Source organism: Pinisolibacter sp. DMC100 (assembly GCF_056313705.1).
Window position 1 is genome coordinate 1,036,282 of sequence record NZ_JBQUZT010000001.1, and the last position, 23,778, is coordinate 1,060,059.

Genomic DNA, 23,778 nt, shown 5'->3' on the forward strand with positions numbered 1-23,778 from the left:
CACGAATTCGGCCGCGCCTCTCGGGCGCGATCGCCGCGTCGGCCTCCGGGCGGGCTCTCCGCCCCGCAGGGAGGGCCGGGAAGGAACGTCGTCCGATGGACATCGCGCAACTGGAAGCCAACGCCGAACGAGCCGCCTCTCTTCTGAAGTCGATGGGCAGTCCGCGCCGCCTGCTGATTCTGTGTCAGCTGGTGGAGGGCGAGAAATCGGTCGGTGAACTCGAGAAGTCGGTCGGCCTGTCGCAGTCGGCCCTGTCGCAGCATCTCGCCGTGCTGCGCCACAAGGGCTACGTCTCGACCCGCCGCGCCGGCCAGATGATCTACTATTCGCTGCACGGCGACGAGGCGCGCACCATCCTGACCTCGCTGCACGGCCTCTACTGCCGCGCCGACTGCGGCCCCGGCGCCGCCTGAGGGCTCGCGTGCCGGCTCACGCCGCGCCGAACCAGTCTCCCGCCGCGGCGATTTCCTCGCGCACGAATCGGACGACGGCGCGCACCCGCGCGCTGTCGGCGATGTCGCCGTGGGTGAAGAGCCAGTAGCTGCGGGTCAGCCGCACGTCGTCGGGAAGCACGGGGACGAGCCCCGGCCGTCCCCGCGCCATGAAGTTCGGCAACACGCAGATCCCGTGTCCGGCCTCGGTGATGGCGCGCTGGGTGACCAGCGACGAGGTCTGGATCCGCGCCTCGAGCCCCTGCAGCACGTCGTCGAGATAGTCGAGGCCGCGGGTGAAGAGCAGGTCGTCGACATAGCCGACGAAGACGTGGCCGGCGAGATCGGCCCGCCGCTGGATCGCCGGCCGGCCCGCGAGATAGGCGGGCGAGGCCCACAGGCCGAGGCGATAGTCGGTCAGCCGCTCGGTGACGAAACGGTTCTCCTTCGGCGGCTCGATGCCGATCGCCACGTCGCCCTCGCGCCGCGACAGCGCGACGATCTGCTGGATCATCACCAGCTCGACCCGGAGCCGGGGATGCTGGGCGACGAATCGGCCGATGCGGGGGGCGAGAAAGAAGTTGCCGAAACCCTCGAGCGTGTTGATCCTGAGCGTGCCGGTGATCCCGGCCTCGGGACGTCCGAGCCCTTCGGTCGCCGCCTCCGCCTCCGCCGCCATCGCCTCGGCGTGGGCGACGAGGCGTTCGCCCGACAGCGTCGGCAGATAGCCCTGCGGCGTGCGCTCGAAGAGCTTCGCCCCGATCGCCGCCTCGAGGGCGGAGATCCGTCGCGACACGGTGGCATGGTCGGTGCCGAGCCGCCGCGCCGCGCCGGTCAGCGTGCCGACCTGCGCCACGGCGAGGAAATAGCGCAGGTCGTTCCAGTCGAATCCGCGTCGCATGTCGTCACCGCTCGCCTTCGCCCCGGACTGTTTCGTATGGGCATTTTGCCACGGGGCATGGGCGTGATGATCTCTGGATGTGGCGATTTGTCCATCCTACTCTCCGCCACCACGAAACAAGCCCACCAAACGGGAGGAAGCACTCGATGCGCACTTACGGTCACTTCGCGGGCGGCAAGCCGATCGCCGGAACCTCCGGCCGCACCGCGCCGGTCTTCCAGCCGATGACGGGCGAACAGATCGCCACCGTCTCGCTCGCCACCGCCGCCGAGGTCCGCGCCGTCGTCGAGAACGCCAAGGCCGCCCAGCCCGAATGGGCGGCGGTCAACCCGCAGCGCCGCGCCCGCGTGCTGATGAAGTTCCTCGATCTCTGCAACGCCCGCGCCGACCAGATCGCCGACCTGCTCGCCCGCGAGCACGGCAAGACCGTGCCCGACGCCCGCGGCGACCTGCAGCGCGGCCTCGAGGTGGTCGAGGTGGCGATCGGCGCCCCGCACATGCTGAAGGGCGAGTTCACCTCCGACGCCGGCCCCGGCATCGACCTCTATTCGATGCGCCAGCCGCTCGGCGTCGTCGCCGGCATCTCGCCGTTCAACTTCCCCGCCATGATCCCGCTGTGGATGTGCGGCCCCGCGATCGCCGCCGGCAACGCCTTCGTCATGAAGCCGTCCGAGCGCGACCCCGGCGTGCCGATGATGATCGCCGAACTGTGGATCGAGGCGGGTCTGCCGGCCGGCATCTTCAACGTCGTCAACGGCGACAAGGAAGCGGTCGACGCCGTCCTCGACGATCCCGACATCAAGGCGGTGTCCTTCGTCGGCTCGACCCCGATCGCCCAGTACGTCTATGCCCGCGCCACCGCCAACGGCAAGCGCGCCCAGTGCTTCGGCGGCGCCAAGAACCACATGGTGGTGATGCCCGACGCCGACCTGGACAAGGCCGTCGACGCGCTGATCGGCGCCGGCTACGGCTCGGCCGGCGAGCGCTGCATGGCGATCTCGGTCGCGGTCCCGGTCGGTGCCGGCACCGCCGAGCGCCTGCTCGACAAGCTGGTGCCGCGGGTCGAGAGCCTGAAGATCGGCCCCTCGACCGATCCGTCGGCCGACTTCGGCCCGGTCGTCACCGCCGCCCATCTCGCCAAGGTGAAGGCCTATGTCGACGCCGGCGTGAAGGAGGGCGCGAAGCTCCTCGTCGACGGCCGCGGCTTCAAGATGCAGGGCTACGAGAACGGCTTCTACATGGGCGGCTGTCTCTTCGACCACGTCACGACCGACATGACGATCTACAAGGAAGAGATCTTCGGCCCGGTCCTGTCGATCGTCCGCGCAGGCACGTACGAAGACGCGCTGGGCATGATCAACGCCCACGAATACGGCAACGGCACCGCCATCTTCACCCAGGACGGCGACGCGGCCCGCGACTTCGCGGCGCGTGTCGAGGTCGGCATGGTCGGCATCAACGTGCCGATCCCGGTGCCGCTCTCCTACTACACCTTCGGCGGCTGGAAGCGCTCGTCCTTCGGCGACCTCAACCAGCACGGCGCCGACGGCTTCCGCTTCTGGACCAAGACCAAGACGGTGACCTCGCGCTGGCCCTCCGGCATCCGCGCCGGCGCCGACTTCGCCATCCCGACGATGAAGTGAGCGAACGCGGTCTTTCCCTTCCCCCCTCGCGGGGGAAGGTGGCCCACAGGGCCGGATGAGGGGGCTCTCCCTCTCGACAGATCGCAGCCTTCCGGATCGGCACGAACCGACCCCTCCCCTCGGGGGAGGGGCAGGGGTGGGGTGTATGCGGGGCGGAGGAGGTCCCGCACGCTCCATCCCGAAATGACGACGGGCCCTGGCGTCCGTCACCGACACGCGATCCGCGATGCCCAACCCCACCCCCGACCCCTCCCCTGAGGGGAGGGGGGATCGCCTTCGCGACAACGGTCGACCGGGCTGACCAGAAAGTCCGGCAATCGACGCGCGACCTTCGGGAGGAACCGATGGAAACCTACGACTACGTGATCGTCGGCGGTGGCTCCGCCGGCTGTGTCCTCGCCAACCGGCTGTCGTCGGACCCCGACGTCCGCGTCTGCCTGCTCGAGGCGGGCGGCAAGGACGACTGGATCTGGTTCCACATCCCCGTCGGCTATCTCTTCGCCATCGGCAACCCGCGCGCCGACTGGTGTTTCCAGACCGAGCCCGATCCGGGGCTGAACGGCCGGTCGCTGAAGTACCCGAGGGGCCGTGTGCTCGGCGGCTCCTCGGCGATCAACGCCATGCTCTACCTGCGCGGCCAGAAGGCCGACTACGAGCGCTGGCGCGCCTCCGGCCTCGATGGTTGGGGTTGGGACGACGTCTTCCCGGTCTTCAAGGGTCACGAGGACCACTTCCTCGGCGCCTCGCCGAACCACGGCGCCGGCGGCGAATGGCGGGTCGACCAGGCGCGCATGCGCTGGGAGATCCTCGACGCCTTCGCCGGTGCCGCCGCCCAGTGCGGCATCCCCAGGGTCGCCGACTTCAACGGCGGCGACAACGAGGGCTCCGCCTATTTCCAGGTCAACCAGAAGCGCGGCCGGCGCTGGTCGGCCGCCCGCGGCTTCCTCAAGCCGGCGCTCGACCGACCCAATCTCACCGTCGTCACCGGTGCACTCGCCGATCGCGTCCTCTTCGACGGCACGCGGGCGAGCGGCGTCGCCTATCGCCGAGACGGTCGCGAGGAGCGCGTCGGCGCCCGCCTCGAGGTGGTGCTCTCGGCCGGTGCCGTCGCCTCGCCGGCGATCCTCGAGCGCTCCGGCGTCGGCGATGCCGCGAGGCTTTCGGAACTCGGCGTGCCGCTGGTCGCGAACCTCCCCGGCGTCGGCGAGAACCTGCAGGATCACCTGCAGCTCAGGACGATCTTCAGGGTCGAGGGCACCCGCACCCTCAACACGATGTATCCCAAGCTCCTCGAGCGCGCCTGGATGGGGATCGAATACGCCCTCTTCCGCCGCGGCCCGATGGCGATGGCACCGTCGCAGTTCGGCGCCTTCACCCGCTCGTCGCCCGACCACGCGACGCCCAACGTCGAGTTCCACATCCAGCCGCTGTCGCTCGACAGGTTCGGCGAGCCGATGCACCCGTTCGGCGCCTTCACCGTGTCGGTGTGCAACCTGCGCCCGACCGCCCGCGGCTCGATCCACGCCCGCTCGACCGACCCGGCGGCCGCACCCGCGATCCGGCCGAACTATCTCTCGACCGACGAGGACCGTCGCGTCGCCATCGATTCGATCCGCCTCGCCCGTCGCGTCGTGGAGGCCCCGGCGCTCGCCCGTTTCCGCCCGACCGCGCATCTGCCCGACGCGCGGCTCTCGACCGACGAGGAACTGGCGAAGGCCGCCGGCGACATCGGCACGACGATCTTCCACCCCGTCGGCACCGCCAAGATGGGCGTCGACGGCGATCCGACGGCGGTGACCGACGCCCGCCTCCGCGTGCGCGGCGTCTCGGGCCTGCGCGTGGTCGACGCCTCGGTGATGCCGACGATCGTCTCCGGCAACACCAATTCGCCGACCATCATGATCGCCGACAAGGGTGCCGCGATGATCCGCGAGGATCGCCGCCGCGGCTGAGCGGGGGACATGTCCACCCCGTCACGGCGGGTTGGGCGAACCGTCATGCGGATGGCATCGAAGTCTGGTGGAAGAGGCGCGCCACGAAGTTGCGGAGCGCCCCATGTTCGACCGTTACCTGATCGAGATCGACGACGTCGAGGCGGGCATCCTCGTCCGCGAGGACGGAGCCTACGCCTTCCACGCACTGGCCGGCCGCTTCCGCGCCTTCGAGGGCGCGCGCTTCTCCGACCCCTGGTCGGCCGAACGCGCCCTGCGGCGGCAGGCCCAGCGCCCCGGCCGCCCCGACGAGCGTCGCGGCGGCACCGGCCTCAACGGCCGTTCGCCGACGCGGGACCGTTCCGCGTCCTGAGGCCGTTCTTGACGCGCCGGCCGTTGCCGCGCCGCTCGAGGGTGAGCGTGCGGCCGTAGAACGGGTCGTCGTCGGCCGCCTTGACCAGCGCCACCACCGACAACGTCTCGCGGGCGGTGAGAAGGCCGAAGACCCGCCGCTGCGCCTTGGCCGACAGCGCCGAGGTGGCGTCCTCCATGATCACCCAGTCGGGGGCATGGAGCAGCGCGCGGGCGAAGGCGAGCAGCTGCTGCTCGTCGATGGCGAGATCGCGATCCCAGCGCAGCGTCTCGTCGAGGCACGCGGTCAGCCGGTGCAGCCCGACGGCGTCGAGCATCGCCGTCGCGTCGTCGTCGGCGACCGTGCCGCTCTGATCGGGATAGGCGAGCGCAGCGCGCAGCGTGCCGATCGGGAAATAGGGCCGCTCCGGCAGGAAGATCATCCGCCCGCGCGGCGGATGGCGGATCGTGCCCTGGCCGCGCGACCACAGGCCGGCGATGGCGAGGAACAGCGTGTTCTTGCCGGTGCCGGCGTCGCCGACGATCTGCACCCGCTCGCCGCGTTCGATCGCGACGTCCGGCGTGGCGAAGCCCGAGCGGCCGACGGGGAGTTTCAGCTCGAAGCCCTCGAAGCGGATGCCGTCGGTGGCGTCCTCGATACAGTCGAAATGGCCGTCGGCGCCCTGCGGTCGGTCGAGGGCGGCGAGCGCCTCGTGCAGCGCCTCGACGCGGCCGAGCGTCGCCCGCCAGTCGGCGATGCGCGAGAAGTTGTCGACGAACCAGCGCAGCGACGACTGCACCTGGTTGAACGAGTTGACCACCATCATCAGCCCGCCGAGCGACATGGCGCCGGAGAAATAGCCGGGCGAGGCGACGATCACCGGCACGACGAGGGCGAGCCAGCCGTAGCCGGAGGTGACCCAGGTGAGGCGGGCGAGGTCGTCGACCAGCCGCCGCATGGCGCCGAGCACCCGGTCGAACAGCATGTCGATCGAACGCCGCTCGTCCACCTCGCCGCCGTAGAGGGTGATGCCTTCCGCCTGCTCGCCGATCCGCACGAGGGCGAAGCGCATGTCGGCCTCGCGGGCATAGCGGGCGGCATTGTCGCCGACCATCGGCCGGCCGACGAGGAAGGTCAGCGCCGAACCGGCGAGCGCGAAGGCGATGGCGCACCACACCATGTAACCGGGGATGCCGACGAGCTTGCCGCCGATGTCGAACTTGACCTGCTCCGACAGAACCCACAGCACGCCGATGAAGGAGACGAGCAGCAGCGTCGCCTGCACCAGACTGGCGCCGAGGTCGGCGGTCAGTTCGGCGAGGTGTCGCGTGTCCTCGTGGATGCGCTGATCGGGATTGGCGCCCACTTCGCCGGCGAAGGTGAGGAGCCAGGAATGGTTGGCGGTCAACCAGTCGTCGAGCAGATGCCGCGTCAGCCAGGAGCGGATCTGCACCTTGATCATCTCGACGCCCCAGGTCTGGAACACCACGAGGACGAGCAGCGTGCCGGCGATCTCGAGGAAGTGCAGTGCCTCGCCGACGAAGCCCGGCCAGTCGCGCCGCTCCAGCGCGTCGTAGAACAGGCCCTGCCAGTCGTTGAGTTTGATCTGCATGAGGTTGTTGGAGACGATCATCGCCACCACACCCAGCACCAGCCAGGCGAGCGCCTTGCGCTCGGGCGCCCCGCGCATGCGGCGAATCACCTGAGCGACCTGCGTGAAGGTCCCGCCATGGGGCGAAAGCGGCGCGCCGAAGAGCGGGGTCTCCTTGTTCTCGGCGGTCCCTGCGGGTTCTGACATGAGCGGTTTCCGACGGATTGCCAGTGGCGAGAAGCGGATCTTACATGGTGCTTCGACGATCATATCCTGCGGCGAGGCGTCCCGTCCCGCCCATGAGACGAAGGCACGAGACATGTCCCGGATCCGCTCGCTTCTCGCCGCCATGACCCTCGAGGAGAAGGTCGGCCAGTTGGTGATGGAATCGCTCGGCGCCGAGACCATCGTCACCGGACCCAAGGCCGCGACCGAACCGACCGTCGAGGACGTCCGCGCCGGCCGCTTCGGCTCGGTCCTGAACCTCGTCGGCGTCGAGCGCATCCACGCGCTGCAGAAGGTGGCGGTGGAGGAGAGCCGGCTGAAGATCCCGCTGCTCTTCGGCCTCGACGTCATCCACGGCTACCTCACCGCCGCCCCGGCGCCGATCGGCGAGGCGGCGAGCTTCCGCCCCGATCTCTGGGAGAAGACCGCCCGCGTCGCCGCGGAGGAGGCGACCGATGCCGGTCTCGCGCTCACCTTCGCACCGATGCTCGACGTCGCCCGCGATCCCCGCTGGGGCCGCATCGTCGAGGGTCCGGGCGAGGACCCGATCGTCGGCCGCGCCATGGCACGCGCCAAGGTCGCGGGCTTTCAGGGCGCCGACACGGCCGCGCCGTCGTCGCTCGCCGCCACGGCCAAGCACTTCGCCGCCTACGGCGCCTCGATCGCCGGGCGTGACTACGCCTCGGTCGAGCTCTCCGACCGCACCCTGCACGAGGTCTATCTGCCGGCCTTCGAGGCGGCGGTGAAGGCCGGCTGCATCGCCATCATGCCGGCCTTCGTCGACATCGCCGGCCGCCCCATGTCGGGCGATCGCGGTTGGCTCACCGACCTCGTCCGCACCCGCTGGGGCTTCGACGGCATCTACGTCTCCGACTACGACGCGATCGGCGAGCTGATCGCCCACGGCGTCGCCGCCGACCCGGTCGAGGCCGCCGCCATCGCGCTGAAGGCCGGCATGGACCTCGACATGATGAGCGGCGCCTACCATGCCGGCATCCCGGTCGCGCTCGAGCGCGGCCTGATCACCATGGCCGACGTCGACGTCGCCGTGCTGCGCGTCCTCGCGGTCAAGGAACGTCTCGGCCTCTTCGACGACCCCTTCGGCCGCGGCCGGCCGGAGAACCTCGCCCGTTCGACCCGGCTCGAGCGCCGCGCCGCGGTGCGCGAGGCGGCGGAGGCGACGCTGACGCTGCTGACCAACAGGAACGACGTGCTGCCGCTGGCGGCGACCGGCGGGCCGATCGCCCTCGTCGGCCCCTTCGGCGACGAGCGCATGCAGATGCTCGGCTCGTGGTACGGGCTCGGCGATCAGGACGAGATCGTCACGCTGCGCCCCGGCATCGAGGCGGCCTTCCCCGGCCGCGAGATCGTCGTCGCCCGCGGCTGCAATCCCGACGCGGCCGCCGACGACACCGACGACCGCCGACTGATTGCGGAAGCCGTCGCAGCGGCCGAGACGGCCGAGGTCGTCGTCCTCCTGCTCGGCGAGCCGGGCGAGATCACCGGCGAGGCGGCGAGCCGCGCCGAACCGCGGCTGACCGGCCGCCAGCGCGACCTCGCCGAGGCGATCCTGGCGCTCGGCAAGCCGACCGTCTGCGTGCTGACCTGCGGCCGACCGCTGGTCGAGAAGGACCTTCTGGAGAAGATCGACGCGACGCTGGTCGCCTGGTTCCCGGGCTCGGAGGGCGGTCACGCCGTCGGCGCGGTGCTCGCGGGCAAGCGCTCGCCCTCGGGGCGGCTGCCGGTCTCCTGGCCGATCGACGTCGGCCAGATCCCGGTCTTCTACGCCGCGCGGCCGTCGGGCCGCCCCTTCGTCGCCGGCGAGCACTTCACCACGCAGTATCTCGACATTCCCAACGCGCCGCAGTTCGTCTTCGGCCACGGCCTGTCCTACAGCCGTTTCGCCCTCGACGAACCGGCCGTGTCGGCGCCGACCTTCGCACCCGGCGAGGGGGTGACGGTGACGACGCGGGTGACGAACGAAGGGAAGGTCGCGGCCTCGACCACGGTCTTCCTCTTCCTGCGCGACGTCGTCGCCTCGACCGCGCGGCCGATCATCGAGCTGCGCCGCTTCGAGACCGTCGCTCTTTCCCCCGGCGAGAGCCGCGACCTCGCCTTCGCGCTGGCGCCGGCCGACTTCGCCGTGCTCGACGCGGCACTGGAGCCGGTGGTCGAACCGGGCGTGTTCGAGTTGTCCGTCGGCTTCTCGGCCGAGCGCACGGCGCTGAAGACCGTGCGGGTCGAGGCGGTCGCGACCGGGCCGCTGGTGGCGTGATCAGGCCGTCGGCGGCGCCTTCTGCACGGGCAGGAACACCGAGCCGGTGAAGGCGAGGGCGGAGATCGTCATGATCACCAGTGTCGCCGTGCCGCCGCCGAGCGAGGCGGCGACGACCGCGAAGCTCATGCCGCCGACCTGTTGGGCGATGCCGAGCCAGGCCGAGGCCTGACCGGCCATCTCCGGGAAGGGCCGCATGCCGATGGCGGTCGCCATCGGTTGGGCGAGGCCCCAGCCGATGTAATAGGGGAAGAGCGCCAGCATCAGCCCCCACCAGTGCACGTCGCCGGAGACCACCAGCGCGAGCGGCACGGCGGTGCCGAGGATCATCGTCGCGGCGGCGATGCGCAGCACGTGGCGCGGCAGGAGGACACGGGCGAGCCGCATGGCGATCATGCCGCCGGCGAGGAAGCCGAAGGCCCCCGCCGTATAGACCCACGATGCCTCGACCTTGGTGTAGCCGAGCTTGCCGACCATCAGGAAGGCCGAGGTGGTGAGCCACGAATAGAGCGCGCCGTAGCCCATGCCGAGCGCCAGACAGCCGACGACGAAGGCGCGGGTACGGATGCAATGCCGCAGCGCCTTCATGATCGACACCCGCTCCGCCCCGTGCACGTGCTGCGGCCGTGTCTCGGGCAGACGCAGGAGCAGCGCGACGAGCAGCACCGCGGCATAGATCGCCAGGGTGCCGAGCGCCCCGCGCCAGCCGAAATGGCCGGCGGCGAAGGTGCCGACGAAGGGGGCGACGAGCGGCGCGATGCCGAAGAGCACGCCGACCTTGGAGAGCGCCCGCCCGGCGTTCTCCGGCGTGACCGTGTCGCGGATGAGGGTGCGGGCGACGATCGGCCCGGCCGCCGCGGCGGCGCCCTGGACGAGGCGAGCGGCGACCAGCGTGTCGAGGTTCGGAGCGAGGATCGCCGCGATCGCCGCGACGAGATAGATCGCGGTGCCGCCGATCGCCACCGGCCGTCGTCCGAACAGGTCGGCGAGACGACCGACGAAGAGATGGGCGAGGGCGAAGCCGAAGGTGAAGGCGAGCATCGTGCGTTGCACGCCCGCCACCTCGACGCCGAAGTCGCGGCCGAGATCGACCATGGCGGTCAGATAGACGTCGGTCGAGAAGGGCAGGATGCCGAGGAGACCCGCAGCGACATGGGTGATGGTCGGCGAGGCGCCGTCGGCGGTCGGACGGGCGGCCGGCGGCAGGTCGGGACGGTGGTGCGCGGTCATCGGTCACTCGGGGAGAAGGCGGCGCCGGAGGGCACCGCCCCCTCCTGATAGCCGCTTTCGCGCCCGCGCGCACCGGCCGATCGCCGACCGCGACGGTTGTTCGCGCTCGGCGCGCGCCGTCAGAAGGCGACCACCAGCCCGTCGTCGGCGGCGAGCGTGATGCGCTTGCCGAGGATCTCGCCGTCGCGTCCGCCCTTGGCCGAGAGCACGACCTGACCGCCGCTCGCCGCATCGACCTGCGCCTCGATCAGCTCGTGACCGAGGTTGAGGAGGACGACGAAGCGTTCGTCGCCGTGGCTGCGCTCGTAGGCCAGCAGATCGCCCTCCGCCGCCAGCACGCGGACGCCGCCGACCGCGAGCGCCGGATGGGCGCGCCTGAGCGCGATCAGCCGCTTGTGCAGCGTCAGCATCGAGGCCGGATCGGCGAGTTCGCGCTCGACGTTGACCGTCTCCCAGCCCGGCACCAGCGGCAGCCAGGGCTCGGTGGTCGAGAAGCCGGCGTTGTCCGTCGTGTCCCACTGCATCGGCGTGCGGGCGATGTCGCGGTTGTGGCCGGGCAGACCCGGCTCGTTCTTCTCCTGCGGATCGCGCACCCGGTCGGGCGGGATAACGCCGTTGGTCAGCCCGATCTCGTCGCCCTGGAAGAGCGTCGGCGTGCCGCGGGCGGTCAGGAGATACATCGCCGCGACGCGCGCCTGTCCCTCGCCGAAGCGCGAGGCGACGCGGCCGTTGTCGTGGTTGCCGAGCACCCAGTTCGGCCAGGCACCCGCCGGCAGCATGCGCTCGTATTCGTCGATCAGCCCGCCGACCACCTCGGCCTTCCACGGGTCCATCAGCAGATGGAAGTTGAAGGGCAGATGGGCGCCGTCGAGGTTGTCGCCGTAATAGGCGCACATGCGCTCGATGGTCAGATAGATCTCGCCGATCAGCACCCGGTCGTCGAACTCGTCGAGGACTTTGCGGAAGCCCTTCACCAGATCGATGATGCCGGGCTGGTCGCAGGTCATGATCTGCAGGATGTGGCGGACTTCCGGCTCGTCCGGCGTCCAGTCGGGATTGGGCGGGTTGTCGCGGAAATCCGGGTCCTTGAGCAGATGCCAGATCACGTCGACGCGGAAGCCGTCGACGCCACGGTCGAGCCAGAAGCGCAGGACGTCGTGCATGGCGGCGACGACCTTCGGGTTGCGCCAGTTGAGGTCCGGCTGCTCCTTCAGGAAGGCGTGGTAGTACCACTGGCCGCGCGCCGGCGACCATTCCCAGCCGATGCCGCCGAACATCGAGCGCCAGTTGTTGGGCGGCCCGCCGTCGGGCGCCGGATCGTGCCAGATGTACCAGTCGGCCTTGGGGTTGTCGCGCGACGAGGCACTCTCCAGGAACCACGGATGTTGGTTCGAGGTGTGGTTCGGCACGAAGTCCATGATCAGCTTCATGTCGCGGGCGTGCAGCTCGGCGATCAGCCGGTCGAGGTCGGCGAGCGTGCCGAAACGCGGGTCGACGTCGCAATAGTCGGCGACGTCGTAGCCGAAGTCGGCCATCGGCGAGACATAGACCGGCGACAGCCAGACGGCGTCGACGCCGAGGGCATGGAGATGGTCGATCCGCGCGAGAATGCCCGGAATGTCGCCCATGCCGTCGCCGTTCGAATCCTGGAACGACCACGGATAGACCTGATAGACGACGCCCTTCTTCCACCACGGCGCATCGACGACGGCGGCGGGAGGGGCGAGCGGACGGGGCGAAGCGACGAGGGTCATGCGGAGACCTCCCATGCGAGGGGCTCGCCTCCGGTGTCGGCCGGGTCTCGAGCCCATCGACGGTAACATTCTGCCACGGACCGCCCCCGACCGACAGTCGTAGAGGGGCGTACCCCCGCCGATCATCGCGCGGAAGGTGAACATTTCATGTCGGAGGCCGCCGGCCGCACAAACGAAAGAGGGCGCCCGGAGGCGCCCTCTGCGTCGCGACGACGGAGGACCGTCAGTTGCGGATCAGGTGATCGAAGGCCGAGAGCGCGGCGGTGGCGCCGGCGCCGACGGCGATGACGATCTGCTTGTAGGGCACGGTCGTCGCGTCGCCGGCGGCGAAGACGCCGGGCACCGAGGTCGCGCCGCGGGCGTCGATCTCGATCTCCTTGCGGTTGGAGAGCCGCACGCTGCCGTCGAGCCATTCGGTGTTGGGCAGAAGGCCGATCTGCACGAAGATGCCCTCGAGCGCCAGATCGTGGATCTCGCCGGTGGTGCGGTCCTCGTAACGCAGCCCGGTCACCTTCTCGCCGTCGCCGATCACTTCGGTGGTCTTCGCCGAGACGTGGATGGTGACGTTTGGAAGCGAACGCAGCTTCTTCTGCAGCACGTCGTCGGCGCGCAGCTTGGAATCGAACTCGATCAGCGTGACGTGCGAGACGATGCCGGCGAGATCGATCGCCGCCTCGACGCCCGAGTTGCCGCCGCCGATCACCGCGACGCGCTTGCCCTTGAACAGCGGGCCGTCGCAGTGGGGGCAGAAGCAGACGCCCTTGGCCTTGTAGTCGGCCTCGCCAGGAACCCCCATCTCGCGCCAGCGGGCGCCGGTCGAGAGGATCACCGACTTCGCCTTGAGCGAGGCGCCGGAGGCGAGCTTGACCTCGATCGGGTCGGCGGTGGAGGCGGCCGGGATCAGGGCCGTCGCCTTCTGCAGCTTCATGATGTCGACGGCATAGTCGGAGACATGCGCCTCGAGCGCCGCGGCGAGCTTCGGCCCTTCGGTGTGCGCGACCGAAATGAAGTTCTCGATCGCCATCGTGTCGAGCACCTGACCGCCGAAGCGCTCGGCGACGACGCCGGTGCGGATGCCCTTGCGCGCCGCATAGACCGCCGCCGCGGCGCCGGCCGGGCCGCCGCCGACGACGAGGACGTCGAACACGTCCTTCTCCGCGATCTCGGCCGCCGCGCGTTCCGCAGCGCCGGTGTCGAGCTTGGCGACGATCTCGTCGAGGCTCATCCGGCCCTGGCCGAAGGGGGCGCCGTTCAGCATCACGGTCGGCACCGCCATGATCTTCTCGCGCTCGACCTCGGCCTGATACATCGAGCCGTCGACCATGGTGTGGCGGACGTTCGGGTTGAGCGCCGCCATGGTGTTCAGCGCCTGGACGACGTCCGGGCAGTTCTGGCAGGTCAGCGACACGTAGGTGGCGAAGTCGAAGGAGCCCGAGAGCGCCTTGACCGTATCGAGCGTCGCCTCCGCCTCCTTCGGCGGGTGGCCGCCGGTGTGGAGCAGGGCGAGCACCAGCGAGGTGAACTCGTGGCCCATCGGCAGGCCGGCGAAGCGGATGCGGGGAGCCTCGCCGGCGAGGCCGATCGAGAAGGACGGCTTGCGCGCGTCGGTGCCGTCGGTGCGGGCGGTGACGAGGGGCGAGCAGGCGGCGATGTCGGCGACGAGCTCGGCCGTCTGGCGCGAGCCTTCGTCGTCGCCGAGCGAGGCGGTGAGTTCGATCGGGCGCTTCAGGCGCTCGAGGTAGGCGGTCAGTTGGGCCTTGATGCCGTCGTCGAGCATGACGCGTCTCCGGAAGGATGAAATTTCGAACGTGAGGAGGAAGCGTCGGGAGCGGTGTGCCCCGACGGCTCGTCGTCGCCTTCGATGTCTGGGGAGGGAAGGGGCGGCGCGCGGCCGAGTGGTGCGTCCGGGGCGCGTGCGCCCCGGACGACCCTGTCGATGCGGTCGATCAGATCTTGCCGACGAGCTCCAGCGACGGGGCGAGGGTCGCCTCGCCCGGGGTCCACTTGGCCGGGCAGACCTCGCCCGGATGCGAGGCGACGTACTGGGCCGCCTGGACCTTGCGCAGCAGCTCCTTGGCGTCACGGCCGATGCCGAGGTCGTGGATCTCGGCGACCTTGATCTTGCCTTCCGGGTCGATGACGAAGGTGCCGCGCAGGGCGAGACCGGCTTCCTCGATCAGGACGTCGAAGTTGCGGGCGATGGCATGGGTCGGGTCGCCGACCATCGGGTACTTGATCTTCTTGATCGTGTCCGAGGCGTCGTGCCAGGCCTTGTGAGTGAAGTGCGTGTCGGTCGAGACCGAGTACACTTCGACGCCGATCTTCTGGAACTCCGGATAGACGTCCGCGAGGTCGCCGAGCTCGGTCGGGCAGACGAAGGTGAAGTCGGCCGGGTAGAAGACGACCACGGACCACTTGCCCTTGAGGTCGGCCTCGGTGATCTCCGAGAACTTGCCGTTGTGATAGACGGTGGCCTTGAACGGCTTGAGTTCCGAGTTGATGATCGGCATGTGTCTTCTCCAGTTTGGCCTCGATACGGCCGGGTCGGGCACGGCGGGTGAAACCCGCCTCACGGTCGATCGCCCCGTCCCCGCCGAAGGCAGGGGAATCGGCGGCGAAGGGCCACGTTTTCCGGCTCGGCGGCGAGAGCATCCCATCGCCGAGTGACAGCAGGCTAACGTCCGCCACGACATCGTTCAAATAGATTGTCTCTGTTTTTTCCATCGGCGAGACCTATCGAAATTTCCGATCCCCGTTTCCTGCGGTCCGCCTGCGCGCGGGCGCCGCTGGCGCCGGCCGACGGGCGTGCTATCGATGACGCGAACCCGGAGGCACCGCCGTGCCGGGAGCGATCGAACGAGGCGAGATCCGACATGAAGCTTCTGCGTTGGGGCCCGAAGGGCCAGGAAAAGCCCGGCCTTCTCGATGCCGAGGGGCGCATCCGCGACCTCTCGGGGCAAGTCGACGACATCGCCGGCGCGGTGCTCGCCCCCGAGGGCCTCGCCCGCCTCGCCGCGGTCGATCCGGCGACCCTGCCGCTCGCCCCCGACGGTGTCCGCATCGGCGCTTGCGTCGGCCGTGTGCCGAAGTTCCTGGCGATCGGCCTCAACTATGCCGACCACGCCGCGGAAGCCGGCATGCCGCTGCCCAAGGAGCCGGTGCTCTTCACCAAGGCGACCTCCTGCATCGCCGGCCCGAACGACGACGTGCCGATGCCGCGCGGCTCGACCAAGCTCGACTGGGAGGTCGAACTCGGCGTGGTGATCGGAACCCGCGCCTCCTACGTCGCGCGCGAGGACGCGCTCGCCCATGTCGCCGGCTACTGCACGATCAACGACATCTCGGAGCGTTCGTTCCAGCTCGAGCGCGGCGGCACCTGGGACAAGGGCAAGGGCTGCGACGGCTTCGGCCCGATCGGCCCCTGGCTGGTGACCAGGGACGAGGTGCCGAACCCGCAGGACCTGCGCCTGACGCTCACCGTCGACGGCGTCGTCCGCCAGAACGGCACGACCAGAACGATGATCTTCGACGTCGCCGAGATCGTCTCCCACGTCTCGCAGTTCATGACGCTCGAGCCCGGCGACGTCATCACCACCGGCACCCCGCCGGGCGTCGGCATGGGCGCCAAGCCCGACCCGATCTTCCTGAAGGTCGGCGAGACCATGCGCGTCGCCGTCGAAGGGCTGGGCGAGCAGGTCCAGACCGTCGTCGCCCCGCGCTGAGCGGCCGGGGACCCCCGCGACGCCGCCCGTCCTTGACCCCGGCGGGCGCGCGGGGCATTCCCGTGGGCGAAATCGCTCGAGAGGCCGCCATGCCGTTGAAGATCGTCTTCATGGGAACCCCCGACTTCGCCGTGCCGACGCTGGAGAAGATCCATGCCGCCGGTCACGACGTCGTCGCGGTCTATTCCCAGCCGCCGCGCCCCGCCGGCCGCGGCATGGCCCTGACGCCCTCGCCCGTCCATGCCCGCGCCGAGGCGCTCGGCATCCCGGTCTTCAATCCCGTCTCGCTCAAGGGCGAGGAGGCGGCCGAAGCCTTCCGCGCCCACGGCGCCGACGTCGGCGTGGTCGTCGCCTACGGCCTGCTGCTGCCCGAGGCGATCCTCGCCGCGCCGCGCTTCGGCTGCCTCAACCTGCACGGCTCGAAACTGCCGCGCTGGCGCGGTGCCGCACCGATCCAGCGGGCGATCATGGCGGGCGACGTAGCGACCGCCGTCGAGGTGATGCAGATGGAGAAGGGCCTCGACACCGGCCCCGTCGCGATGAGCGCCGAGACGCCGATCGGCGCCGACGAGACCACGCTCGACCTCCACGACCGCCTCGCCGCCCTCGGCTCCGACCTGATGGTGACGGCGCTGGCCGCGCTCGAGGCCGGCACGTTTACGACCCGGCCGCAGGCCGACGACGGCGTCACCTACGCCAGGAAGATCGACAAGGCCGAGGCGCGGATCGCGTGGTCGGCCTCGGCCAAGCTCGTCCACGACACCGCCCGCGGCCTCTCGCCCTTCCCCGGCGCGTGGTGCGAGGCGACGGTCGGCGGCAAGGTCGAACGGCTGAAGGTGCTGCGCTCGACGCTCGCTTCCGGCTCTGGTGCCCCCGGCGAGATCCTCGACCGCGACGGCGTCGTCGCCTGCGGTGACGGCGCGATCCGCCTCGTCGAGGTCCAGCGTGCCGGCGGACGGCCGCAGCCCGCCCGTCAGGCCTTCGACGCGATGAAACTCGCCCCCGGCGCCCGGTTGCTCTGATGCCCCGTTTCAAGCTGACGATCGAATACGACGGCACGCCCTATGTCGGCTTCCAGCGACAGGCGAACGGCCCCTCGGTGCAGGGCGCGCTCGAGGACGCCTTCGCCAAGCTCCACGCCGGCCCGATCACCGTGCGCGCCGCCGGCCGCACCGACACCGGCGTGCACGCGACCGGTCAGGTGATCCACGTCGACGTCGATCGCGACTGGCCTGCTTCGAAGCTGATGGACGCGATCAACTTCCACCTCAAGCCGGCGCCGGTCGCGGCGATCGCGGTCGAGATCGTGCCGCCCGACTTCGACAGCCGCTTCTCGGCCAAGGCGCGCCACTATCTCTATCGCATCATCGACCGCCGCGCGCCGCTGGCGGTGGAGCTGAACCGTGCCTGGCACGTGCCGACCCGGCTCGACGCCGAGGCGATGGACCGCGCCGCCAAGATCCTCGTCGGCCACCACGACTTCACCACCTTCCGCTCGACCCACTGCCAGTCGAAGAGCCCCCTGAAGACTCTGGACCGGCTCGACGTCGCCCGCGTGTCGGAAGACCTGATCGAGATCCGCGCCTCGGCCCGCTCCTTCCTGCACAATCAGGTGCGTTCGATGGTCGGCTCGGTGAAGCTGGTCGGCGAAGGCAAGTGGGACGAGGCCCGCCTCGCCGCCGCGCTCGCCGCCGCCGACCGCACCGCCTGCGGCGCCGTCGCCCCGAGCGCGGGGTTGTATCTGGTGAAGGTGGATTACTGAGGCGACGGATCGAGGAGACGCCCCACGATGACGAAATCCCCCTCCGTCCTCTTCGTCTGTCTCGGCAACATCTGTCGGTCGCCGCTGGCCGAGGCCGCGTTGCGGCTGGAGGCCGAGGCGGCAGGCGTCGCCGTGTCGGTCGACAGTGCCGGCACGTCCGGTTGGCACATCGGCGAGCCGCCGGACCATCGCGCGCGGGCGACGGCGCGGCGGCACGGGGTGTCGATCGACACCTACGCCGGCCGCAAGGTCGAGGCGGCGGACTTCTACCGCTTCGACGAGATCGTCGCGCTCGATCGGCAGAACCTGACCGATCTCGCCGGCATCGCGCCGCGCGACGCCACGGCGCGGTTGTCGCTGCTGCTCGATCACGTCCCCGGCCGCGAGGGCGAGGACGTGCCCGATCCCTATTACGGCGGGCCGGAAGGCTTCGAGCGGACCTGGGAGATGGCGGTCGCCGGCGCGCGCGGCATTCTCGCCCGGCTGACGAAATGAGCGGCCTCAGCGCGGCAGGTTCTTCGCCCGCTTGACGATGTCGTCGCCGATCTTCTCGACGAAGAGCGCGCCGTCGACCGTGCGTTGGATCAGCACGTTGCGCTTGTCCTTCTCGTCGCGACGGCGATCGACGAGGCCGCGTTCGCCCAGCGTGTCGAGGGCGCGGGTGATCGCCGGCTTGGTCACGCCGAGCTTGGCGGCGAGGCCGCGCACCGTGTGCGGCGGCGGCTCGAGATAGACCGTGAGCAGGATCGCCGTCTGCCGCGCCGTCAGATCGGTATCGCCGTCGCGCACCAGATCGAGCGTGACGTCGTGCCAGAGTTTCAGCGCCTGAGAGGGTCGAAGGTCGACCGGCATCGAGGGGGGTGATCCATCGTTTCGAGGCCGGAATGATAGTCGTGCCGGCACGACGCCACAACGACGCGGCGGAACGATCTGCGAACGTGGTTTACGTGGGTGCCGCGCCCCTCGACCGCGCCGCGCCTCTCGCTTCTCCTTCGAGCAAATTCTTTTCGATCGGGCTGGTTCAGCCCGATCGGAACATGCTCTAGAGAAACACCATGTCCGTCGTCGTCCCCCCGTCCGACCTGCCGATCGAGGCCGCGCTGCCGGCGCTGCGCGAAGCCCTCGCGCGTGCGCCCAATGCCGTGCTGGTCGCCCCGCCCGGCGCCGGCAAGACGACGCGCGTGCCGCTCGATCTGCTGTCCGCCCCATGGCGCGGCGACGGCCGCATCGTCATGCTCGAGCCGCGCCGGCTCGCCGCGCGTGCCTCCGCCGCCCGCATGGCCGCGACGCTTCGCGAGGCGGTCGGCGAGACCGTCGGCCATCGAGTGCGGATGGACGCCAAGGTCTCGGCCAAGACTCGGATCGAGGTCGTCACCGAGGGTGTCTTCACCCGCATGATCCTCGACGATCCGGAGCTTGCCGGCATCGCTTGCGTGATCTTCGACGAGGCGCACGAGCGCAGCCTCGACGGCGATCTCGGCCTCGCCCTGGCGCTCGACGCGCAGGGGGCGCTCCGGCCCGATCTGCGCATCCTCGTCATGTCGGCGACGATCGACGGCGCCCGCGTCCGCGATCTCCTCGGCGATGCCGATCTGGTGACCTCGGAGGGCCGTGCCTTCCCGGTCGAGACCAAGCATCTCCCCCGCCGCACCGATGCCCGGCTCGAGGCGGAAGTGGCGGCGGCGGTGCTGCGGGCCCTCGACGAGGACCCGGGCTCGGTGCTGGTCTTCCTGCCCGGTCAGGCCGAGATCCGCCGCACGCTGGAAGCGCTTTCGGGCAAGGTCGGCGCCGACGTCGACCTCGCCCCCCTCTACGGCGCGCTGCCGCCCGCCGAGCAGGACCGCGCCATCCGCCCGGCCGCCCCCGGCCGCCGCAAGGTGGTGCTGGCGACGTCGATCGCCGAGACCTCGCTGACCATCGAGGGCGTGCGCATCGTCGTCGACGCGGGTCTGTCGCGGGTGCCGCGCTACGAGCCCGACACCGGCATGACGCGGCTCGAGACGGTGCGCGTCTCGCGCGCCTCCGCCGACCAGCGCCGTGGCCGCGCCGGGCGCACCGAGCCGGGCGTCTGCTGGCGGCTGTGGCCGGAGGCGGCGACCGTCGGGCTCGCCGCCTTCGACCGACCGGAGATCCTCGAGGCGGATCTCGCCGGCCTCGTCCTCGATCTCGCCGAATGGGGCGTGAGCGATCCGGCGGCGCTCGCCTTCCTCGATCCGCCGCCGGAGCCGGCGTGGAACGAGGCGGTGGCGCTGCTGAAGGATCTCGACGCGCTCGGTGCCGACGGCCGCATCTCCGACGAAGGCCGGCGCCTGCGTCGTCTGCCGCTCCACCCGCGCCTCGCCCACATGGTGCGCCGTGGCGTCGCCGGCGGGGCGGGAAAGCTCGCCGCCGAGATCGCCGCCATCGTCTCCGACCCCGGCCTCGGCGGCTCGTCGGTCGATCTCGAGGAGCGGGTCCGGCGGCTCCGGGCCGATCGCGCCCCTCGCGCCGAGGACGCCCGCCGCCTCGCCGCGCGCTGGACCGCGCTCGCCGGCCGCGCCGAGAGCGACGACTTCTCCGGCGATCTCGCCGACTGCGGCCGCCTGCTGGCGCTCGCCTATCCCGACCGTGTCGCCCAGGCGCGCGGCGCGACCGGCGCCTTCCGCCTCGCCAACGGCCGCGGCGGCAAGATGGAGGCGCACGAGGCGCTCGCCCGCCAGTCGTTCCTCGCCGTCGCGGAGATGCAGGGCGCGGCGCGCGAGGCGCGCATTCTGCTTGCCGCGCCGCTCACCGCCGCCGACATCGAGGCCGATTTCGCCGCGCACGTCGTCGAGGAGGACGAGGTGCGCTTCGATGCCGCCGCGTCGCGGGTCAAGGCGCGCCGCGTCCGCCGTTTCCACCGGGTGATCCTGTCGGAAAAGCCGATCGAGAAGCCCGACCGGGCGCTGGTCGCCCGCGCCCTGATGGAGGCGGTGCGGGCGAAGGGGCTCGCGAGCCTGCCGTGGTCGAAGGCGGCGGAACGCCTGCGCCACCGCGTCGAATATGTCCGCCGCGCCGGGCTTCCCGGCCTGCCGGACTTCTCGGAGGAGACGCTTCTCGCCACGCTCGAGGACTGGCTCGCCCCCCATGTGCTGGGGCGCACCTCGCCCGCCGACATCACCGAGGGCGACGTCTTCGACGGGCTCGACGCGCTGGTCGACTGGGAGGCGCGGCGCCTTCTCGACCGCGAGGCGCCGACCCATTTCACCGCGCCGACCGGCTCCCACGTGCCGATCGACTACGAGGTCGAGAACGGTCCGGCGATCTCCATCCGGGTGCAGGAACTCTTCGGCCTCGATCGCCATCCCGCGATCTGCGACGGCCGCGTCGCGCTGCTGGTCGAACTGCTGTCGCCGGCGCATCGGCCGATCCAGGTGACGCGCGATCTCCCCGGCTTCTGGCGCGGCTCGTGGCGCGACGTGAAGATCGAGATGAAGGGCCGCTATCCCCGCCACGTCTGGCCCGACGATCCGGCCGCCGCAGCGCCGACGACGCGTGCGAAGCCGCGCGGCACGTGAGGCGATCGCGTCGCGTCTTCACCCGATTGCCGCCTTGAACTCGCCGCGCCGATCGTGCACGGCTTGCCGCGACGCGGGATGACGGGGCGACGATGAGCGGGACGAAGACCGACGGGCGATATCTCGGACTGGACGGGCTCAGAGGCATCGCCTCCTTCGCCGTCGTCATCCATCACTCGCTGATCATGGGAACGGACATCGGCGGCCTGTCGGTGTTCCTGTTCTTCATCCTGTCGGGCTTCCTCATCACCGGCATCCTGCACCGCTCGCGCGAGGCGATCGAGGCGGGCAGGCTGGCGATCGGGCCGGCGCTGACCGACTTCTGGATCCGCCGGGCGCTCAGGATCTTCCCCGCCTACTATCTCTGGCTCGGCGTCTTCGTCGTCCTCGACGTGACGTTCCGCAAGGGCGAGCTCGTCGGCGAGCTCTGGTGGTATCTCGCCTATCTGCAGAATTTCCTGCTCGGCTTCGTCACCTACCGCTGGGGCGACTTCACCCACGTGTGGAGCCTCGCGGTCGAGCAGCAGTATTACGTCTTCTTCGCGCCGCTGGTGGTGCTCCTGCCGACGCGCCTGCACACGCGGCTGATGATCGCGACGATCTTCCTGTGCCTCGCCACCATCGCCGGGCTCCAGGCGCTCGGCTACGAGATGATCACGCTCTATACCTCGCCGGCGAACGGCTTCGTCTTCATGGCGGCCGGCGCCCTGATGACGCTCGAGCGCAGCCGCACGCCGCGCTGGATCGGCTCGACCGCGATGCTCCTCGCCGCCGCCCCGGTGATCGTGGCGCTCGCCTGCTATCCGATCGCCGAGCGCACCGTCGGCTTCCATCTGCCCTACGTCGTGCTGCAACTCGCCTCGGTCGCGGCGCTGTCGGTGGTGATGATCCATGTGCTGCAGAACCCCGAGAGCGGCCTGACTCGCGTGCTCGAGCTGCGCCCGTTCAAGTATCTCGGCCTGATCTCCTACGGGCTCTACGTCATCCATCTGCCGGTCGGCGTCTTCGCCGAGGCGTGGCTGCCGCTCGCCCATTGGAGCGAGGCGACGGGCCTGCCGAAGAACGTCGTCGACTTCGCGGTGATGGCGCCGGTGTCGGTCGGGCTCGCCAGCCTCTCCTGGTACCTCTTCGAGGCGAAGGTTCTCGCGCTCAAGGACCGTCTGCGGCGAGGCTGAGGGAGCCGGGTACCACCGGGAGACATCGGACGACCAACGAGGGATGGACGGCATGGATCGATCGACGGGACGTTTCGGAGGGATGGCGGCGGCACTCGTCGCGCTCGGGCTCGCAGCGTCGCCCGCTTCCGCGGTGGTCATCCTCGATTCGACCTGGAAGGCCGAGGGCGGCGCCAAGGGACGTGAGACCGCGGGCTTCAAGGCGCATCTGAAACTCGCCGCCGAGCCGCAGTTCCGCGCCGTGCTGGCGCTCGCCACACCCGACGGCGCCTGGGGCGAGGCCTCGGGCACCTGGATCGGCAACGTCGAGGGCCATGCCTGGATCCTCACCGCGGCCCACATCTTCGAACTGCCCGGCTCGACCGACGACTACGTCGTGCGCGGGCCGAAGGGCGAGATCCTCAAGGCCGACCGGCTGGTGATCCATCCGAAGTGGAACGGCGACACCGAGACCCGCACCGGCTTCGACCTCGCGCTGATCCGGCTGAAGAAGCCGATCGAGGGCCTCGGCGAGCCGCCGCTGATCCACGCCGGCGGCAGCGAGGCGGGCAAGCTCCTGACCTTCGTCGGCTACGGCAATCGCGGCATCGGCTCGAAGGGCGAGCAGGCGAAGTTCTACGAGGGTTCCGACAAGGCGGCGGCGCGTGGGCTGGTCGACCAGTACGTCGATCCGGCCGGCCCGAAGAAGAAGAAGGGCGACCTCGGCAACTGGATGGGCGTCTTCCTGCCCAAGGAGGACGGTTCGATCGAGAACCCCTACGGCGGCTCGAACGAGCCCGCCGACCGCATGGTCGGCCTTCTCGGCTCGGGCGACAGCGGCGGATCGGCCTGGCTCGAGATCGGCGGCCAGTGGCGGATCGTCGGCATCAATTCCAACGGCTCCGGCAAGGCGCAGTACGGCGACAGCTCGTGGTTCGCCTGCGTCTCGCCGCATCGCGACTGGATCGCGGGACATGTGCCGGTGGCCCGCTTCGCGGAGTGACAGCGGCGGACGACGCGACGGCGCCCCCTTCTCTGTTCGGCTTCATCCTGAGGTGCCCGGCAACGCCGGGCCTCGAAGGGTGAAGCCACGGCGGGCCTTGCCACTCGGGCCTTCGCCCTTCGAGGCCGGCCTCCGGCCGGGCACCTCAGGATGAAGGCCCTCTGCCGCAGGTCCGGCAGATCGATTTTCCCGACTTCCGCGGACCTCAGCCCCGCCGCTTCGGCCCACCGGCGGGCGCCGGGCGGCCGGGACGCGACGGCGCCCCCGG

19 protein-coding genes are annotated in these 23,778 nt (G+C 70.5%); 12 read left to right on the forward strand and 7 right to left on the reverse strand.

The features are described 5' to 3' along the window. Positions 1-95: 95 nt before the first annotated feature. Entirely contained in the window at positions 96-413 is a 318-nt protein-coding gene (locus ACT541_RS04780) for an ArsR/SmtB family transcription factor (protein WP_476134689.1), read from the forward strand. A 16-nt stretch (positions 414-429) separates the two neighbouring features. On the opposite strand, the gene ACT541_RS04785 is transcribed toward ACT541_RS04780, so the two are convergent. Further along, on the reverse strand, positions 430-1,332 hold the full coding sequence (locus ACT541_RS04785) for a LysR family transcriptional regulator (protein ID WP_476134691.1): 903 nt from the start codon (positions 1,330-1,332) through the stop codon (positions 430-432). A 146-nt stretch (positions 1,333-1,478) separates the two neighbouring features. Here ACT541_RS04785 and ACT541_RS04790 point away from each other — a divergent pair, with 146 nt between their 5' ends. The 3 genes from ACT541_RS04790 (at position 1,479) to ACT541_RS04800 (ending at position 5,279) form a co-directional block, all read left to right on the forward strand. After that, entirely contained in the window at positions 1,479-2,975 is a 1,497-nt protein-coding gene (locus ACT541_RS04790) for a CoA-acylating methylmalonate-semialdehyde dehydrogenase (RefSeq protein ID WP_476134692.1), read from the forward strand. A 344-nt stretch (positions 2,976-3,319) separates the two neighbouring features. Beyond that, positions 3,320-4,927: a GMC family oxidoreductase gene (locus tag ACT541_RS04795; protein WP_476134693.1), complete on the forward strand. Its 1,608-nt coding sequence runs from the start codon at positions 3,320-3,322 to the stop codon at positions 4,925-4,927. A gap of 103 nt (positions 4,928-5,030) precedes the next feature. Then, positions 5,031-5,279 (forward strand): hypothetical protein, encoded by a 249-nt coding sequence (locus tag ACT541_RS04800; RefSeq protein ID WP_476134695.1) that lies wholly within the window; start codon positions 5,031-5,033, stop codon positions 5,277-5,279. Here the strand turns inward: ACT541_RS04800 and ACT541_RS04805 are convergent. Further along, a complete protein-coding gene (locus ACT541_RS04805) occupies positions 5,239-7,056 on the reverse strand; it encodes an ABC transporter ATP-binding protein/permease (RefSeq protein ID WP_476134697.1) in 1,818 nt (605 codons plus the stop codon). The two genes, ACT541_RS04800 and ACT541_RS04805, sit on opposite strands and share 41 nt — an antisense overlap. Before the next feature lie 112 nt (positions 7,057-7,168). Here ACT541_RS04805 and ACT541_RS04810 point away from each other — a divergent pair, with 112 nt between their 5' ends. Next, positions 7,169-9,349, forward strand: a complete 2,181-nt coding sequence (locus tag ACT541_RS04810; RefSeq protein WP_476134698.1) for a glycoside hydrolase family 3 N-terminal domain-containing protein — start codon at positions 7,169-7,171, stop codon at positions 9,347-9,349. On the opposite strand, the gene ACT541_RS04815 is transcribed toward ACT541_RS04810, so the two are convergent. The 4 genes from ACT541_RS04815 to ahpC form a co-directional block, all read right to left on the reverse strand. After that, a complete protein-coding gene (locus tag ACT541_RS04815) occupies positions 9,350-10,579 on the reverse strand; it encodes a Bcr/CflA family efflux MFS transporter (protein ID WP_476134700.1) in 1,230 nt (409 codons plus the stop codon). 119 nt (positions 10,580-10,698) lie between these two features. After that, positions 10,699-12,333: an alpha-amylase family glycosyl hydrolase gene (locus ACT541_RS04820; RefSeq protein WP_476134701.1), complete on the reverse strand. Its 1,635-nt coding sequence runs from the start codon at positions 12,331-12,333 to the stop codon at positions 10,699-10,701. A gap of 223 nt (positions 12,334-12,556) precedes the next feature. Beyond that, positions 12,557-14,110 carry an alkyl hydroperoxide reductase subunit F gene (gene ahpF / locus ACT541_RS04825; RefSeq protein WP_476134702.1) on the reverse strand — a complete coding sequence of 518 codons (1,554 nt, stop codon included), beginning with the start codon at positions 14,108-14,110 and terminating at the stop codon, positions 12,557-12,559. A gap of 169 nt (positions 14,111-14,279) precedes the next feature. Further along, entirely contained in the window at positions 14,280-14,843 is a 564-nt protein-coding gene (gene ahpC, locus ACT541_RS04830; RefSeq protein WP_476134703.1) for an alkyl hydroperoxide reductase subunit C, read from the reverse strand. A gap of 363 nt (positions 14,844-15,206) precedes the next feature. On the opposite strand from ahpC, the gene ACT541_RS04835 reads away from it, so the two are divergent. From ACT541_RS04835 to ACT541_RS04850, 4 genes are all read left to right on the forward strand, one after another. After that, on the forward strand, positions 15,207-16,055 hold the full coding sequence (locus ACT541_RS04835) for a fumarylacetoacetate hydrolase family protein (protein WP_476134705.1): 849 nt from the start codon (positions 15,207-15,209) through the stop codon (positions 16,053-16,055). Between the two features lie 89 nt (positions 16,056-16,144). Next, complete coding sequence (fmt, locus tag ACT541_RS04840; protein WP_476134707.1) at positions 16,145-17,077, forward strand: methionyl-tRNA formyltransferase; 933 nt, start codon at positions 16,145-16,147, stop codon at positions 17,075-17,077. Further along, on the forward strand, positions 17,077-17,817 hold the full coding sequence (truA, locus tag ACT541_RS04845; RefSeq protein ID WP_476134709.1) for a tRNA pseudouridine(38-40) synthase TruA: 741 nt from the start codon (positions 17,077-17,079) through the stop codon (positions 17,815-17,817). The genes fmt and truA overlap by 1 nt, the downstream gene beginning before the upstream one ends. A 27-nt stretch (positions 17,818-17,844) precedes the next feature. Further along, positions 17,845-18,312: a low molecular weight protein-tyrosine-phosphatase gene (locus tag ACT541_RS04850; RefSeq protein WP_476134711.1), complete on the forward strand. Its 468-nt coding sequence runs from the start codon at positions 17,845-17,847 to the stop codon at positions 18,310-18,312. A gap of 6 nt (positions 18,313-18,318) precedes the next feature. Here ACT541_RS04850 and ACT541_RS04855 read toward each other — a convergent pair whose 3' ends face one another. Beyond that, positions 18,319-18,669, reverse strand: a complete 351-nt coding sequence (locus tag ACT541_RS04855) for a MarR family transcriptional regulator (protein ID WP_476134713.1) — start codon at positions 18,667-18,669, stop codon at positions 18,319-18,321. Positions 18,670-18,872: 203 nt separating this feature from the next. Here ACT541_RS04855 and hrpB point away from each other — a divergent pair, with 203 nt between their 5' ends. The 3 genes from hrpB (at position 18,873) to ACT541_RS04870 (ending at position 23,510) form a co-directional block, all read left to right on the forward strand. After that, positions 18,873-21,353 (forward strand): ATP-dependent helicase HrpB, encoded by a 2,481-nt coding sequence (gene hrpB / locus ACT541_RS04860; RefSeq protein ID WP_476134715.1) that lies wholly within the window; start codon positions 18,873-18,875, stop codon positions 21,351-21,353. A gap of 92 nt (positions 21,354-21,445) precedes the next feature. Beyond that, positions 21,446-22,528 carry an acyltransferase family protein gene (locus ACT541_RS04865; protein WP_476134717.1) on the forward strand — a complete coding sequence of 361 codons (1,083 nt, stop codon included), beginning with the start codon at positions 21,446-21,448 and terminating at the stop codon, positions 22,526-22,528. Between the two features lie 52 nt (positions 22,529-22,580). After that, the gene (locus tag ACT541_RS04870; protein WP_476134718.1) at positions 22,581-23,510 is read left to right on the forward strand and encodes a trypsin-like serine protease; all 930 of its coding nucleotides are present in this window, start codon (positions 22,581-22,583) and stop codon (positions 23,508-23,510) included. Positions 23,511-23,778 lie beyond the last annotated feature (268 nt).